General features: G+C 73.3%; 15 protein-coding genes. 7 read left to right on the forward strand and 8 right to left on the reverse strand.

Going from position 1 to position 14,090, the window contains the following annotated elements; genetic code table 11:
• Positions 1–31: 31 nt before the first annotated feature.
• Together ACF068_RS16705 and ACF068_RS16710 are read left to right on the forward strand one after the other, a co-directional pair.
• Entirely contained in the window at positions 32–622 is a 591-nt protein-coding gene (locus ACF068_RS16705; RefSeq protein WP_392274970.1) for a heme-binding protein, read from the forward strand.
• Between the two features lie 29 nt (positions 623–651).
• Positions 652–2,073, forward strand: coding sequence for a M1 family metallopeptidase (locus tag ACF068_RS16710; protein WP_392274971.1), 1,422 nt, complete (start codon positions 652–654; stop codon positions 2,071–2,073).
• Here the strand turns inward: ACF068_RS16710 and ACF068_RS16715 are convergent.
• Together ACF068_RS16715 and ACF068_RS16720 are read right to left on the reverse strand one after the other, a co-directional pair.
• Positions 2,054–2,566, reverse strand: a complete 513-nt coding sequence (locus ACF068_RS16715; protein WP_392274972.1) for a GNAT family N-acetyltransferase — start codon at positions 2,564–2,566, stop codon at positions 2,054–2,056. The two genes, ACF068_RS16710 and ACF068_RS16715, sit on opposite strands and share 20 nt — an antisense overlap.
• 61 nt (positions 2,567–2,627) lie before the next feature.
• Entirely contained in the window at positions 2,628–3,203 is a 576-nt protein-coding gene (locus tag ACF068_RS16720) for a TerD family protein (protein WP_392274973.1), read from the reverse strand.
• Positions 3,204–3,325: 122 nt separating this feature from the next.
• Between ACF068_RS16720 and arfB the strand changes: the two genes are divergently transcribed.
• A complete protein-coding gene (gene arfB, locus ACF068_RS16725; protein WP_392274974.1) occupies positions 3,326–3,754 on the forward strand; it encodes an alternative ribosome rescue aminoacyl-tRNA hydrolase ArfB in 429 nt (142 codons plus the stop codon).
• Positions 3,755–3,811: 57 nt separating this feature from the next.
• Here arfB and ACF068_RS16730 read toward each other — a convergent pair whose 3' ends face one another.
• Entirely contained in the window at positions 3,812–4,285 is a 474-nt protein-coding gene (locus ACF068_RS16730; RefSeq protein ID WP_392275300.1) for a flavin reductase family protein, read from the reverse strand.
• Between the two features lie 410 nt (positions 4,286–4,695).
• Between ACF068_RS16730 and cdgB the strand changes: the two genes are divergently transcribed.
• Positions 4,696–6,354: a diguanylate cyclase CdgB gene (gene cdgB / locus ACF068_RS16735; protein WP_392274975.1), complete on the forward strand. Its 1,659-nt coding sequence runs from the start codon at positions 4,696–4,698 to the stop codon at positions 6,352–6,354.
• A 65-nt stretch (positions 6,355–6,419) separates the two neighbouring features.
• Complete coding sequence (locus tag ACF068_RS16740) at positions 6,420–7,388, forward strand: carbohydrate-binding protein (RefSeq protein ID WP_392274976.1); 969 nt, start codon at positions 6,420–6,422, stop codon at positions 7,386–7,388.
• Here ACF068_RS16740 and ACF068_RS16745 read toward each other — a convergent pair.
• The 5 genes from ACF068_RS16745 to ACF068_RS16765 all read right to left on the reverse strand — a co-directional run bounded on the left by ACF068_RS16745 (position 7,378) and on the right by ACF068_RS16765 (position 12,386).
• Positions 7,378–8,229 (reverse strand): ketose-bisphosphate aldolase, encoded by an 852-nt coding sequence (locus ACF068_RS16745; protein ID WP_392274977.1) that lies wholly within the window; start codon positions 8,227–8,229, stop codon positions 7,378–7,380. The genes ACF068_RS16740 and ACF068_RS16745 overlap by 11 nt on opposite strands.
• A gap of 14 nt (positions 8,230–8,243) precedes the next feature.
• On the reverse strand, positions 8,244–9,170 hold the full coding sequence (locus ACF068_RS16750; protein WP_392274978.1) for a 1-phosphofructokinase family hexose kinase: 927 nt from the start codon (positions 9,168–9,170) through the stop codon (positions 8,244–8,246).
• 132 nt (positions 9,171–9,302) lie between these two features.
• Positions 9,303–10,448 carry an N-acetylglucosamine-6-phosphate deacetylase gene (gene nagA / locus ACF068_RS16755; protein ID WP_392274979.1) on the reverse strand — a complete coding sequence of 382 codons (1,146 nt, stop codon included), beginning with the start codon at positions 10,446–10,448 and terminating at the stop codon, positions 9,303–9,305.
• Positions 10,448–11,383 (reverse strand): ROK family protein, encoded by a 936-nt coding sequence (locus ACF068_RS16760; RefSeq protein ID WP_392274980.1) that lies wholly within the window; start codon positions 11,381–11,383, stop codon positions 10,448–10,450. Before ACF068_RS16760 ends, nagA begins: the two co-directional genes overlap by 1 nt.
• 91 nt (positions 11,384–11,474) lie before the next feature.
• Positions 11,475–12,386: an SIS domain-containing protein gene (locus ACF068_RS16765; protein ID WP_392274981.1), complete on the reverse strand. Its 912-nt coding sequence runs from the start codon at positions 12,384–12,386 to the stop codon at positions 11,475–11,477.
• 203 nt (positions 12,387–12,589) lie between these two features.
• On the opposite strand from ACF068_RS16765, the gene ACF068_RS16770 reads away from it, so the two are divergent.
• Positions 12,590–13,810 (forward strand): extracellular solute-binding protein, encoded by a 1,221-nt coding sequence (locus ACF068_RS16770; RefSeq protein WP_392275301.1) that lies wholly within the window; start codon positions 12,590–12,592, stop codon positions 13,808–13,810.
• Positions 13,811–13,823: 13 nt separating this feature from the next.
• Positions 13,824–14,075 carry a DUF3263 domain-containing protein gene (locus ACF068_RS16775; protein ID WP_392274982.1) on the forward strand — a complete coding sequence of 84 codons (252 nt, stop codon included), beginning with the start codon at positions 13,824–13,826 and terminating at the stop codon, positions 14,073–14,075.
• The last annotated feature ends 15 nt before the right edge of the window (positions 14,076–14,090 follow it).

Genomic DNA, 14,090 nt, shown 5'->3' on the forward strand with positions numbered 1-14,090 from the left:
GGCTCCCGGTTCCGGCCCCAGCATCGAAGGCATGACGAACCCGAAGCACCCCCGATCCTCGAAGAAGCCGTCGCTGCGCTCCCGCCTGCTGACCGGCGCGGCCGTGGCCGCCGCGCTCGGCGCCGGCACCTTCGGCGCGATGTCCGCGAGCGCCGCCGAGCCGGACCCGGCGCCCGCCGCCGGGCCCGCCGCCGCGGCCGCCGCCCATCCGCGCGACCTGGCCCAGTCCACGCACCTGACGATCGACGCCGCCACCCGGGCCGCGCAGGCGGCGCTGGACGCCGCCGAGCGCGAGAACCAGCGGGTCACGGTCGCCGTGGTCGACCGCGACGGCAACACGGTCGTCACCCTCCGCGGCGACGGGGCCGGCCCGCAGTCCTACGAGTCGGCCGTCCGCAAGGCGTTCACCGCCGTGTCGTGGAACGCGCCGACGTCCGAGCTGGTCAAGCGTCTGGACACGGCCCCGAACCTGAAGGACATCCCCGGCACCCTGTTCCTCGCGGGCGGCGCCCCGGTCGCCGCCAAGGGCGCGCCGATCGCCGGTATCGGGGTCGCCGGTGCGCCGAGCGGGGCGCTGGACGAGGAGTTCGCCCGGGCGGGTGTGGCCGCGCTCACCCGCTGAACCGTTCATTCCGCCCATACGATCACGGAGTGGACCCGCACCCCCTCCGTCGCCGCCGCGCCCCGGCCGCCGCCGTCGCCCTGCTCCTCGCCCTCCCGCTCACCGGCTGCACGGCCGGCGGTGACGGCGACGGAGGCGGCGGCACCCGCGGCGGGGGGCGCGCCGCCCCGGGGGCGGCCGGGCTGCGCGACCCGTACTTCCCGCGGCTCGGCAACGGCGGCTACGACGTGCGCCACTACGCCCTGACGCTCGACTACGACCCGCGCACCGGCCGTCTCAGCGGCTCCGCCGACATCACCGCCCGCGCGACCCAGGCCCTCAGTGCCTTCAACGTCGACCTGACCGGGCTCACCGTCCAGGGCGCGCTCGTCGACGGCGAGGCCGCCGCCGTCAGCCGTTCCGGCACCGAGGTCACGGTGCGGCCCGGTGCCGCCGTGAAGGACGGCGCCACCTTCCGTACCGTCATCCGGTACTCGGGCGTGCCGGTCACGATCACCGACGCCGAGGGGGCCGAGGAGGGCTGGCTGCGGACCGCGGACGGGGCGGTGGCGCTGGGGGAGCCGACGGGCTCGACCGCCTGGTTCCCGGGCAACCACCACCCCTCCGACAAGGCCACGTACACCGTCGCGGTCACGGTCCCCGAGGGCCTGGAGGCCGTGTCCAACGGCGAGCTGACGGCCCGTACGTCCCGGGGCGGCCGCACCACCTTCACCTGGCGTTCCACCGAACCGATGGCGAGCTACCTGGCGACCCTGGCCATCGGCCGGTACCGGACCACGACCTCCCGTACCGGCTCCGGGCTCCCGGTCCACACCGCCGCCCGCGGCAACCCGGCCCTGCTGGGCGAGATCCCCGAGGTGCTGGAGTGGGAGACGGGGAAGTTCGGCCCCTACCCCTTCTCCTCCACCGGCGCGATCGTCGATCCGCTGGTCGACGTGCAGTACGCGCTGGAGACGCAGAACCGGCCGTTCTTCGACAAGAGCACCTTCGATCTGCCGACGCTGGTGCACGAGATGGCCCACCAGTGGTACGGCAACTCCGTGTCGCCGAAGTCGTGGCGGGACATGTGGCTGAACGAGAGCTTCGCGACGTACGCCGAGTGGCTGTACGCGGAGGACTTCGGCGGCACGCCCGTCCAGGAGAGCTTCGACGAGGCGTTCGCCGACGAGGAGAACTGGGCGTTCCCGCCCGCGAAGCCGCCCACGGCCGAGGACCTGTCCGGGCCGCCGGTGTACGGCCGGGGCGCGATGGTGCTGCACAAGGTCCGTCAGGCGGTCGGCGACGACACCTTCTTCGCGATCCTGCGCGGCTGGCCGGCGAAGTACCGGCACGCCAACGCCTCGACGGAGGACTTCACGCGCTACGTGGAGGCGGAGTCGGGCAAGGACCTGAGCGGCCTGTGGGACACCTGGCTGTACGGCGAGGGCCGTCCTACAGGTCCTTCCGCATGACGACGCAGTCGCGGCCGAGCCGGTGGTCCTCGCGGCGGTCGATCTCCTCGTAGCCGAGGGCGGACCAGAAGGACAGGGCGTTGGGGTTGTTGTCGAGGACGGCGAGCCTGAGGCCCCGCCGGCCGGAGGCGCGGAACCGCTTCTCGACGATCTCGGCCAGCTCGCGGCCGAAGCCGGCGCGGTGGTCGCGGGCGTGGACCATCAGCAGCCCGATCCAGGGGTCGGGGTCGTCGGGGTCGGGGTGGTGGGCGCGGGTCACCGAGATGCCGATGACGTGGCCGGCCGAACGGGCCAGCAGCACCTCGGTGTCCGGGTGGGACAGTTCCTCGGCCAGGGAGGCGGCGACCTGCTCGGGCCGGATGTCGTCCGGGTCCGGGAAGTCCCCGCTGAGCTGCTGGAACTCCCGGTTCGAGGCGTACAGCTCGGTGAGTTCGGTGAGGAGCGGGCCGGGCAGGGCACCGCCCTCGCCGACCTCCAGCGGTTCGACGATCATGCGGAAAACAGTAGGGCCCCGGCGCGGACTTCGCCGCCGGGGCCGCCGGTGCTCAGCCGTGTCAGATGTTCACGCCGAAGTCGCGGGCGATGCCCTCCAGGCCGGAGGCGTAGCCCTGGCCGACGGCGCGGAACTTCCACTCGGCGCCGTTGCGGTACAGCTCGCCGAAGACCATGGCGGTCTCGGTGGCCGCGTCCTCGCTCAGGTCGTAGCGGGCGATCTCGGCGCCGCCGGCCTGGTTGATGATGCGGATGTAGGCGTTGCGGACCTGGCCGAAGTTCTGCGAGCGGGTGACCGCGTCGTAGATGGAGACCGGGAAGACGATCTTGTCGACGTCGGCGGGGAGGCCGGCCAGGTTGACGTTGATCTGCTCGTCGTCGCCGCCGCCCTCGCCGGTGCGGTTGTCACCGGTGTGGACGATGGTCTGGTCCGGGGTGGACTTGTTGTTGAAGAAGACGAAGTGCGCGTCGGAGGCGACCTTGCCGGCCGCGTCGACGCCGATGGCGGAGGCGTCCAGGTCGAAGTCGGTACCGGTGGTGGTGCGGACGTCCCAGCCGAGGCCCACAGTGACGGCGGTCAGGCCCGGCGCCTCCTTGGTCAGCGAGACGTTGCCGCCCTTGGACAGGCTTACAGCCATGGGAAGTCCCTTTCTTCGTACCTCGATGCCGGTCACAGCAGATAACGCGCCACGCGGCGGGCTGGTTCCACGAACGGAAAACGGGGTGACGCGGACGCGTCCCGGCGGGGACCATGGGGGACATGTCCGGTCCTCATGTCATCCGCGGTTCGGTCTCCCTGCCGGAGGCCGAGCTGATGTGGCGTTTCTCCCGCTCCTCCGGGCCGGGCGGACAGCACGTCAACACCAGCGACTCCCAGGTGGAGCTGCGGTTCGACCTGGCGCGTACGGAGGCGCTGCCGCCGGTGTGGAAGCAGCGCGCGCTGGAGCGGCTGGCGTCCAGGCTGGTCGGCGGGGTGCTGACGGTGCGGGCGTCCGAGCACCGCTCGCAGTGGCGGAACCGGGAGACGGCGGCGTTGCGGATGGCGTCGCTGCTGGCGGAGGCGACGGCGCCGCCGCCGAGGGCGCGGCGGGCGACGAAGGTTCCTCGCGGGATCAATGAGCGGCGGCTGCGGGAGAAGAAGCAGCGGGGCGAGACCAAGCGCGGCCGCTCGTCCCGTGACTGGTCCTGACGCCCCCGTTCCGGCGGAACGATCGCCTGTGCCGGGGGCCGGGCGCCGGCGGGGCGGTCAAGCGAGATGGCGGTAGTTGCCGCGGAAGTAGGTGAGCGGCGGGCCGTCCGGGCCCGGGAAGGCGACGGTGAGCACCCGGGCGATGACCAGCGTGTGGTCGCCCGCCTCGACGCGCTGTTCCGTGCGGCACTCCAGGGTCGCCAGCGCGCCGCCCACCAGGAGCGCCCCGCTGGCCTCCCCCCGGGTGGTGGGGAGGTCCGCGAACAGCAGCCGGTCGCTCACCCGGCCCTTCATCGCGAACCGCCCGGCGACCTGCCGCTGGCCCTCCGCGAGGACGGACACGCCCCACAGCGGCTGCTCGGCGAGCAGGTCGTCCATGCGGGAGCCGTCGCGGAGGCTGACCAGGACCAGCGGGGGGTCCAGCGACACCGAGAGGAAGGCGGTCGCGGTCATGCCGACGTCCTCGCCGCGCGGGCCCTCGTCGGGGTCGTGGGCCGTGACCAGCACCACACCGGCGGCCAGCCGGGACATCGCGGCACGGAACTCGTCGTTGCTCACCCCCTCAGCATGGGGGACGGCAGGGGCCTGGGCCCCGGTCTGGGTCTGGGTCTGGCTCGTCGGCAACACACCGGGAACGCTAACCCCGCCCTCCCGGCGTACGCATCGGACCGGGGAACCAGCCGGGAGGCCGGCAGTCCTAGGTCCTCGGGCCGTCGTGACCCCATACTGTGCGTTCACGCGGAGTTCGGCGGTCGGTTACCCGTAGTACGGCCCGTCGCCACGTCCAACATCATTCTTTGTGACTTGAGTCACAGAGCCAAGGTTTTGTTGACCCTGTGTACCTGGGGCACAGCTCGCTGTGATTCAGTGGCGGGGACAGTGCAACACGAGCGCCGATGAGAACCCTGGAGTTGCTGTCGAGGTCTCGGGGAGAGCGAGCAATGGAGACCGAGTCGGAGCCGTACGTCCGTCTTGCGACCCTGCGGCAGCTGCATCAGGTCGTCGCCAACCTCAACACGGCCCGCAGCCTGGCCGACACGTTGCAGACCGTCGCCGACGGCGTCATCGCCGGTCTCGGTTACGAGCTGGCCTGTGTGAACCTCGTCCGCCCCGACGGTGACCTCGTCGTCGCCGCCTTCGCCGGCAGCCCCGCCGCCGAGGCCCTGATCACCGGCCGGGTGGGGTCCCGGGAGTCGTGGGAGCGCCGCCTGGGCATGGGCGAGGCCTGGGGCGAGCTGCGCTTCATTCCGCACACCGAGGGCTGGGTGCTGATAGAGGACGACGTGCCGCAGTGGCACACCGACGGGCCGGAGCCCCGGTTCGAGGACGAGTGGCACCCCCGGGACCGCCTCTACGCACCGATGTACGCCTCCGGCAGCGGCCGTGAGCTCCTCGGCGTCATCTCCGTGGACCGGCCGCGCAACGGCCGCCGGCCCGGGCCGTGGGGCCAGGAGGCGCTCCAGATGTACGCCTCGCAGGCCGCCATCGCGATCAGCAACGCCCGGCTGCGCGCCAACATGCAGCGGGCCCTGGTGCGCCTGGAGCGCGAGCAGCAGGCGCTGCGCGCGAGCGAGGAGTCGTTCCGCCAGGCGTTCGAGTACGCCCCGTCCGGCATGGCGATCGCCGAGATGGGCGGTGACCAGCACGGCCGGCTGCTGCGGGCCAATGACGCGCTGTGCCGGCTGCTGGGCCGTCCCGCCTCGGTGATGCGCCGGTACTCGTTCGCCGATCTCGTCCACCCGGAGGACATCGGCACCCTGCTGCGGACCTCCGCCGAGGGCGGCCGGGCGGAGCTGCGGCTGGCCCGCCGGGACGGCACCTACGTGTGGGTGTCGCTGCGCAACTCGGTGGTGGCCGACACCGCCGACGGGCCGCGTTTCCTGCTGACGCACGTGGAGGACATCGAGGAGCGCAAGCGGCACGAGCTCCAGCTCGCCCACCGCGCCTCGCACGACGCGCTGACCGGCCTGCCGAACAGCGCGGAGCTGCGCGCCCGGCTCAGTGCCCGGCTGTGCGACCGCCCGCACGCGGTGCGGGCGACGGCCGGGACGCACGAGGTCGACGCCTACGAGAGCGGGGACTACGAGTACGGGGAGCACGCCTACCGGGGGGACGGCTTCGACTTCGCGGCCCGCGCGGAGGCCGGCGCGTACGACCACCATGTGCACGCCGTGGCCCCGCCCGCCGAGGTCGACGACGGGACGAAGGGCCTGGCGGTCCTCTTCTGCGACCTGGACGGGTTCAAGTCGATCAACGACCGGTTCGGGCACCACACGGGTGACGCCGTGCTCATCGAGGTGGCCCGGCGGCTGACCGCCGGGGTGCGGGACGGCGACACCGTCGCCCGGCTCGGGGGTGACGAGTTCGTGGTCCTGGCCGACGGGCTCGGCGCGGCCGACGCCGCCGACCTGGCCGTACGGCTGCGCAACGCGATCATTCCGCCGATCCGGGTGGACGGGCGCGCGGTGCGGGTGGGCGCCAGTTTCGGGATCGGCTGGGCGGAGTGCGGAATGTCCGTCGAAGAGGTGCTGAACTCCGCTGACCAGCGGATGTACATCGAGAAGCGCTCCCGGTCGAAGGTTCACCGCCGGGCGGGCTGAGCCGTTCGGGGTAGGCTCGCCGGGGTCGGTGACCGCTGGCGAGCACGGATGAGGAGTGACCAGGGATGGCTGCCGGGACTCACGGCAACGGCGCGGGCACGCCCGAGGACGACGATCCGTTCGGCTACCTGTACGCGGACGGACAGGCGGCGGGTGCGCAGGCGCCGCGGCAGGGCGGCGGCTACGGCTATCCGGGTCCGGCCGCGCAGCCGGGAGTGCCCAGGACGTCGTACAACCAGGTCAGGGCGGTCGGCGAGCGGCAGTACGGGCAGGCACCGCAGCAGCAGTACGCGCAGCAGTACGCCCAGCCCAGCGCCCCCTACGCGGCTCCGGAGACCTACCCGGGCGGCGGCGGTGACCGGACCCGTCCGGTGCCCCAGGCGCAGCCGGCGCAGCGCGGTGGCGGCCGCGGTGGCGGCCCGAACACCAAGGGCCTGCTGCTCGGTGCGGTCTCGGTGGTGCTGGTCGTGGTGATCGGCATCACCATCGCCGTGCTGACGAACAACGACGGCGACAAGGACCGCAAGGCCACCCCGTCGGCGCCGGCCACCCAGGTCCAGCAGACCCCGAGCCCGGACGCCTCCAAGGGCGGGGAGGACGAGAAGCCCGTCGAGCTGCCGAAGCAGGACGCGGCGACGCTCCAGCTCGGCGGTCCCGCCCGGCTGGGCAAGGACGTCAAGGGCGCGAAGGGCGCCGACGGCGCGTACGTCATGTTCAACGGTGTGGGCGGGTCCGCGAGCTGGACGGTCGACGTCCCCGAGGACGGCCCGTACACGCTGTTCCTGAGCTACAGCGTGCCGGGCAAGGACGCCGGCGCGACGCTGTCGGTCAACGGCGCGTCGCCGCGCGAGATCCGGATGAAGAACTTCGCGCACGCGGCGGAGGGCGACTGGGAGAAGGGCTGGACGTACACCTACTCCTACGCCGAGCTGAAGAAGGGCACGAACACGATGAAGATGTCGTGCGAGCCGGGGAACCAGTGCGAGGCGTACCTCGACCAGGTCTGGTTGCAGCAGGGTCACGTCAAGGGCTGATCACCGACAGGAAGTGCGCCACCGTCCCCGTCATCGCCTCGCGAGCGGGGGCGAGGTATTTCCGGGGGTCGACGACGCCGGGGTGGGCGGCCAGGTGGTCGCGGACGGCGCCGGTGAAGGCGGTGTTGAGGGCCGTACCGACGTTGATCTTGGTCATGCCGGCGGCGATCGCCGCGCGCAGCTCGTCGTCGGGGACGCCCGACGAGCCGTGCAGGACGAGCGGGACGGGGACGGCGTCGCGCAGCGCGCTGATCAGGGCGTGGTCGAGGGCGGCGGTGCGTTCGGTCATGGCGTGGGTGGATCCGACCGCGACGGCGAGGGCGTCGACGCCGGTGTCGGCGATGTACGCGGCGGCCTCCGCCGGGTCGGTGCGGACGCCGGGGGTGTGGGCGTCCAGCGGCGGCTCGCCGTCCTTGCCGCCGACCCGGCCCAGCTCGGCCTCGACCCAGATGCCCCGCTCGTGACCCCAGCGGACGGCTTCGGCGGTGGCCTTGACGTTGTCGCCGTAGCCGAGCTTCGACGCGTCGACCATCACGGAGCTGAAGCCCTCGGTGTGGGCGGCGCGCAGCAGGTCGGGGGAGACGACGTGGTCCAGGTGGAGGCCGAGCGGGGCGGTGGAGGCGCGGGCGACGGCGGCGGTGGCGGCCGCGACGGCGGACAGGTCGCCGCCGTGGAACCGCACCGCGTTCTCGGAGATCTGGAGGACGGCGGGCCGCCCCACCCGTTCGGCCCCCCGTGCGATGGCCTCGGCGTGCTCCATCGTGATGACGTTGAACGCCGCGACGGCGCCGTCCACGGACCTGGCCCGGGCGATCAGTTCGCCGGTGGGGACGAGGGGCATGTGCAGTACCTCCACTAAGCGGCCGTGGCGTGCTCCGTCACTGTGATCCGGGTCAGCAGTTCCCGGTACGCGGCCGTCTCGAACTCGCCCGCCGCGGGTGCCAGCACCGTCGCCGCCGAGAGGGCGACCGCCCGGGCCAGCCGGTCCGGCCATGTCAGGCCCTCGACCAGGCCGGAGAGCAGGCCGGCCACCGCCGAGTCGCCCGCGCCGGTGGGGTTGCCCCGCACCGCCGAGGGCGGCGCCGCCTGCCAGATGCCGTCGGGCGTGACCGCGAGCAGTCCGTCCGGCCCCAGCGAGGCGACCACGGCGTGGGCGCCCCGGCGGCGGGCGTCCCGGGTGGCGCGCAGCGGCTCGCGGGCGCCGGTGAGCCGGGCGAGCTCGTCGGCGTTGGGCTTGACCAGGTCGGGGCGGGCGGCGATGCCCCGGCGCAGCGGTTCGCCGCCGGTGTCCAGCAGGACGGGTACGGACGCGGCGCGGGCGCGGCGCACCAGGTCGGCGTAGGCGCCGACGTGGATGCCGGGCGGGAGGCTGCCGCACAGGGCGACGGCGTCGGCGTCCCGGAGGAGGTCGTCGTAGGTGGCGAGGAAGGCGGACCACTCGGCGGGGGTGAGGACCGGTCCCGGTTCGTTGAGCTGGGTGGTGTCGCCGGTCGACGCGTCCACGACGGCGACGGTGCGGCGGGTGGTGCCGGCGGCGGGGACGAGCGCGTCGCGCACGGGCAGCGGGGCGAGCAGGCCGCGCAGCACCTCGCCGGTGGGGCCGCCCGCGAAGCCGGTGACCACGGTGTCGTGGCCGAGGGCGGCGAGGACGCGGGCCACGTTGACGCCCTTGCCGCCGGGGCGTTCGGCGACGTCGGTGACGCGGTGGGTGGCGTGCGGGGTGAGGGCGTCCACCCGGTAGGTGATGTCGAGCGCGGTGTTGAGCGTGACCGTCAGGATCACCCGTAACACCCCCGAGAAGTACGGCGTGCTTCCGCCTGTGTGCGTGACGCTTCCGGGCCCTGATCATGCCAAACCGAAGGCGGTCGCGCCCAGTCCCCCGGCCCAACCGCCTTGCAGTCATTGGTTCAGAATTCAGCCCAGTCGGGGTTCAACCACCCATTCGCCCTTGCGCATGACACCCACCAGGGTGAATCCGGCGTCCAGGACCACCAGATCGGCGTCCTTGCCGGGCTCCAGGGAGCCGACCCTGTCGTACACGCCGAGCAGCTTCGCCGGGTTGGCGGAGACGGCGCGGACGATCGACTCCACGGGCAGGCCGTCGACGGTGGCGGCCCGCTTGAACGCGGTGTCGAGGGTGAGGGTGGAGCCGGCGATCGAGCCGCCCTCGACCAGCCGGGCGACGCCGTCGAGCACCTGGACCTCCAGCGGGCCCAGGTGGTAGGTCCCGTCCCCGAAGCCCGCCGCGTCCATCGCGTCCGTGATGAACGCGACCCGGCCGGGGCCCGCGTGATGGAACGCCAGCTCCAGGGCCGCGGGGTGCAGATGGGTGCCGTCGTTGATCAGCTCGACGGTGACCCGCTCGTCCTCCAGCAGCGCGGCGATCGGCCCGGGCGCGCGGTGGCCGAGCGCGGGCATGGCGTTGAACAGGTGGGTGGCGACGGTGGCGCCCGCGTCGATGGCCTCGACGGTCTGCTCGTACGTGGCGTCCGTGTGGCCGATCGCGGCGATGACGCCGTGTTCGGCCAGCAGCCGTACGGAGTCGATGCCGCCGGGCAGCTCGGTGGCGAGGGTGACCATCCGGGCGTGGCCGTGTGCCGCGTCGACCAGCTTGCGCACCTCGGCGGGGTCCGGGTCGCGCAGCAGGCCCTCGCTGTGGGCGCCCTTGCGGCAGGGCGAGATGAACGGCCCCTCGAAGTGGATGCCCGCGATGTCGCCCTGCTGGGCCAGCTCGGACAGCTCACCGGCGCGGTGCGCGAGGAAGTCCATGTCGCCGGTGACGGTCGAGGCGACGACGGTGGTCGTGCCGTGCAGCCGGTGCGTGTGGACGCCCCGGAGGACCTCCTCCATGGTGCCGGAGGTGAACGACGCGCCGCCGCCGCCGTGGTTGTGCATGTCGACGAAGCCGGGCACCACCCAGTGCCCGGTGAGGTCGAGGGCCGGGGCGTCCGCCGGGGCGTGTCCCGCGATCCGGCCGCCTTCGACGATCACCCGCCCGTTGTCCGCGATCCCGGTCGGCAGCACCACGCGGGCGCCGGCGAGAACCTTGTGATCGGCCATCAGGCGGATACCTCCGAACTGGCGAGTAGGTCCCAGGCGAGCAGGCCCGCGCCCAGGCATCCGGCGGTGTCCCCGAGGGCCGCCGGCACGATGGCGGGGAGTTTCTGGAACGTGACGCGTTCCTCGACGGCCGCCCTGAGGGGTGTGAACAACGTTTCCCCCGCCTCGGCGAGACCGCCACCGATGATGAGCGTGCGGGGGTCCAGCAGGGTGAGCGCGGTGACCAGCCCGTCGGCGAGCGCGTCGACCGCCTCCCGCCACACCCGTACGGCCCGCTCGTCGCCCGACCGGACGGCCTTGGCGCAGTCCGCCGCGTCCGCCTCCGGGTCGCCGCTCGCCACCGCCCAGGCCCTGGATACGGCGGAGGCCGAGGCGAGCGTCTCCAGGCAGCCGCGCTGCCCGCAGCCGCACGCGGGGCCGCCCGGGCGGACCACGATGTGGCCGATCTCGCCGGCGTACCCGTGCGCGCCCGCCTCGATGGCGCCGCCGATGCCGATCGCCCCGGCGATGCCGGTGCCCAGCGGCACGAACAGGAACCGGTCGGCGCCCCGGCCGGCGCCCACCCGGCCCTCGGCCAGCCCGCCGGTGCGCACGTCGTGCCCGAGGGCGACCGGCAGGCCGCCGAGCCGCTCCGCGAGGAGGGCGCGCAGCGGGACGTCGCGCCAGCCGAGGTTGGCGGCGTAGACCGCGAGGCCCCGGTCGGGGTCGACGATGCCGGGGACGGCGACACCGGCGGCGACGGCGGCCGTGCCGTACCGCTCGCGGCCGTGCGCGAGCAGCTCGGCGGCGAAGCCGAGGATGGACTCCACGACCGCGTCGGGGCCGCGCTCGCGGCCGGTCGCCCGGCGCGCCTCGTACAGCAGGGCCCCGTCGGCTCCGACCAGGGCGGCCTTCATCCCGGTGCCGCCCACATCGAGGGCGATGACGTGTCTCACGAGGGACAGTGTCGCTCGTGAACCCGTGAAAGGTCTAGTCCACTTCCCGGGATTGTTGCCGACGCATACAAAACGGGGCCGGGGGACGGGGTCATGCTCCGGGTGAGGACAGGATCACGCTCCGCGTCAGGTTGCGCGGCCGGTCCGGGTCGTACCCCTTCGCCTCCGCCACGGCCACCGCCAGCCGCTGCGCCCGGACCAGATCGGCCATCGGGTCGGCCGACGCGTGCGCGTACAGCGTCCCGCCCACCCTCGCCACGTCCCCCGCGAGCCCCTCCGGCGGGGTGCCGAACACCCAGGTCACCCGGCCGGGGCCGGTGACCGCGATCGGCCCGTGCCGGTACTCCATCGCGGGGTACGCCTCCGTCCACGCCCCCGCCGCCTCCCGCATCTTCAGCCCCGCCTCCAGCGCCAGCCCGTACGTCCAGCCCCGGCCCAGGAACGTCCACTGCTCGGCCTCCGCCACGGCCCGGGGCAGCGGCTCCGCCACCGCCGCCTCCGCGTCCACCGCCGCCTCCGCGACCGGCTTGACGCCCGGTACGTCGCCCAGCGCCGCGCGCAGGAACGCCAGCGCCGTCGTCGCGAACCGGGTCTGCACCACCGACTCCTCGTCCGCCCAGTCGAGCACCGCGACCACGTCCGCCGACTCCATCACCGGCGTCCTCGGGTCGGCCGTCAGCGCCAGCGTCGGCACCCCCCGCCCGCGCAGCGCCCCCAGCAGCTCCAGCACCTCCGTCGTCGTGCCCGAACGGGTGATCGCCACGACCCGGTCGTACGCGCGGGCCGACGGGAACTCCGAGGAGGCGAACGCGTCCGTCTCCCCCTGGCCGGCCGCCTCCCGCAGCGCCGCGTACGCGATGGCCATGAACCAGGACGTGCCGCACCCCGTCACCGCGACCCGCTCCCCGGGCCGCGGGAGGCCCTCCCCGAACGACGCGGCCGCCTCGGCGGCACGGCGCCAGGAGTCGGGCTGGGTGGCGATCTCTTCTGCGGTGCGTGACATGCGCGGAGGCTCCTACGGCTGCGAGTGGCTGCGGAGGGGACGGCCGGCTGTGGCGGACCGGGCGTTGTTGGCCAAGCGATACCCAGGTGGTGTAGACCTCATCCCCGCTGTGCGAAAATCACTGCTCGAACAGACGCAAAGGTGGGGAAAGAGTCGTGCAGCGCCGCTACACAGGACTGACCGCGGCGGTGGCCGCACTGGGCATGGCGGCGACGCTGGCCGGCTGCGGAGCCGGCGGCGGTGCCGAGGACGTCACGCTCAGGCTCGTCGCCGCCGACTACGGCAGCAACCAGGGCAACACGTCCGAGAAGTACTGGGACGAGGTCGCCCGCTCCTTCGAGAAGACGCACCCCGGCATCACGGTCGACGTCGACGTCATGTCCTGGAAGGACGTCGACCGCGAGGTCGCCGAGATGGTCCGTGCCGGCCGGGCGCCCGACCTCGCCCAGATCGGCGCGTACGCGGACTACGCCGCCGACGACCGGCTCTACAAGGCCGACGAACTCCTCCCCATCCCCACCCAGGCCAACTTCCTGCCCCTGCTCAGCCGGGCGGGCCAGGTCGACCGCAACCAGTACGGCATGCCGTTCGCCGCCAGCACCCGGCTGCTCTTCTACAACAAGGACCTCTTCGAGAAGGCCGGCGCCCAGCCCCCCAAGACCTGGGACGAGATCAGCGCCGCCGCCGGGAAGCTGAAGGCCAAGGGCGTGACGTACCCCTTCGCGCTGCCGCTCGGCGCCGAGGAGTCCCAGGCCGAGACCATGATGTGGATGCTCGCCGGCGGCGGTGGGTACCGCGACACCAGCAACATCTCGTACGACATCAACTCCAACCAGAACGTCGCCACGTTCACCTGGCTGAGGGACAACCTCGTCGCCAAGGGGCTGACCGGGCCCGTCGCCCCCGGCCGGTTCGACCGGCAGGAGGCCTTCGACGCCTTCGTCCGCGGCGACGTCGGCATGCTCAACGGCCACCCCACGCTGATGGACGCGGCGAAGCAGGCCGGCGTGGACGTCGGCATGGTGCCGCTGCCCAGCCCCGACGGCGAACCCCGGCCCTCGATGGGCGTGGCCGACTGGATGATGGCCTTCAAGCAGAACGGCCACCGCAAGGAGATCGGCGCGTTCCTGGAGTTCGTCTACCAGGACAAGAACGTGCTGGCCTTCTCCGACCGGTACGACATCCTCCCGGTCACCAGCACCGCCAGCGCCGCCATGCGCAACGACACCAAGCACAAGGACCTGTGGCCGTTCCTGGAGGAGCTGCCCACCTCCGAGCTCTACCCGGTGGGCAGCACGTCCTGGGCCAAGGTGAGCGAGAGCGTCAAGAAGAACATCGGCAAGGCCGTCGCGCCCGGCGGCGACCCGGACGCCGTGCTGTCGCAGATAGCACGGGACGCCAAGGACGCGGAGGCGGCCGAGTAACTATGTTGCTCATATGACCGCTTCTCCTCGTCCGGCGGGCCCGGACCTGACCGACCGGGACCGCGCCGTCCTCGCCGTCGAACGGCGCTCGTGGCCCGGCCCCGGTGCCAAGGAGCGCGCGATACGCGAGCAGCTCGGCCTGTCGCCCACCCGCTACTACCAGCTCCTCAACGCGCTCCTCGACGACCCGCGCGCCCTCGCGCACGACCCCGTCACCGTCAACCGGCTGCGCCGGCTGCGGGCGTCGCGGGAGGCGCGGCGGTAGGTGTGGGCGGCCGGG

The sequence above is a fragment of the Streptomyces sp. NPDC016309 genome, from assembly GCF_043077235.1.
Classification (GTDB): Bacteria; Actinomycetota; Actinomycetes; order Streptomycetales; family Streptomycetaceae; genus Streptomyces.

Coding starts and splice junctions, on each gene's coding strand:
- nagA (WP_392274979.1), bottom strand. CDS start 10,448: ATGGCCGATCACAAGGTTCTCGCCGGCGCCCGCGTGGTGCTGCCGACC.
- ACF068_RS16765 (WP_392274981.1), bottom strand. CDS start 12,386: ATGTCACGCACCGCAGAAGAGATCGCCACCCAGCCCGACTCCTGGCGC.
- ACF068_RS16730 (WP_392275300.1), bottom strand. CDS start 4,285: ATGTCCCGGCTGGCCGCCGGTGTGGTGCTGGTCACGGCCCACGACCCC.
- ACF068_RS16775 (WP_392274982.1), top strand. CDS start 13,824: ATGACCGCTTCTCCTCGTCCGGCGGGCCCGGACCTGACCGACCGGGAC.
- ACF068_RS16740 (WP_392274976.1), top strand. CDS start 6,420: ATGGCTGCCGGGACTCACGGCAACGGCGCGGGCACGCCCGAGGACGAC.
- ACF068_RS16770 (WP_392275301.1), top strand. CDS start 12,590: ATGGCGGCGACGCTGGCCGGCTGCGGAGCCGGCGGCGGTGCCGAGGAC.
- ACF068_RS16705 (WP_392274970.1), top strand. CDS start 32: ATGACGAACCCGAAGCACCCCCGATCCTCGAAGAAGCCGTCGCTGCGC.
- cdgB (WP_392274975.1), top strand. CDS start 4,696: ATGGAGACCGAGTCGGAGCCGTACGTCCGTCTTGCGACCCTGCGGCAG.
- arfB (WP_392274974.1), top strand. CDS start 3,326: ATGTCCGGTCCTCATGTCATCCGCGGTTCGGTCTCCCTGCCGGAGGCC.
- ACF068_RS16715 (WP_392274972.1), bottom strand. CDS start 2,566: ATGATCGTCGAACCGCTGGAGGTCGGCGAGGGCGGTGCCCTGCCCGGC.
- ACF068_RS16720 (WP_392274973.1), bottom strand. CDS start 3,203: ATGGCTGTAAGCCTGTCCAAGGGCGGCAACGTCTCGCTGACCAAGGAG.
- ACF068_RS16745 (WP_392274977.1), bottom strand. CDS start 8,229: ATGCCCCTCGTCCCCACCGGCGAACTGATCGCCCGGGCCAGGTCCGTG.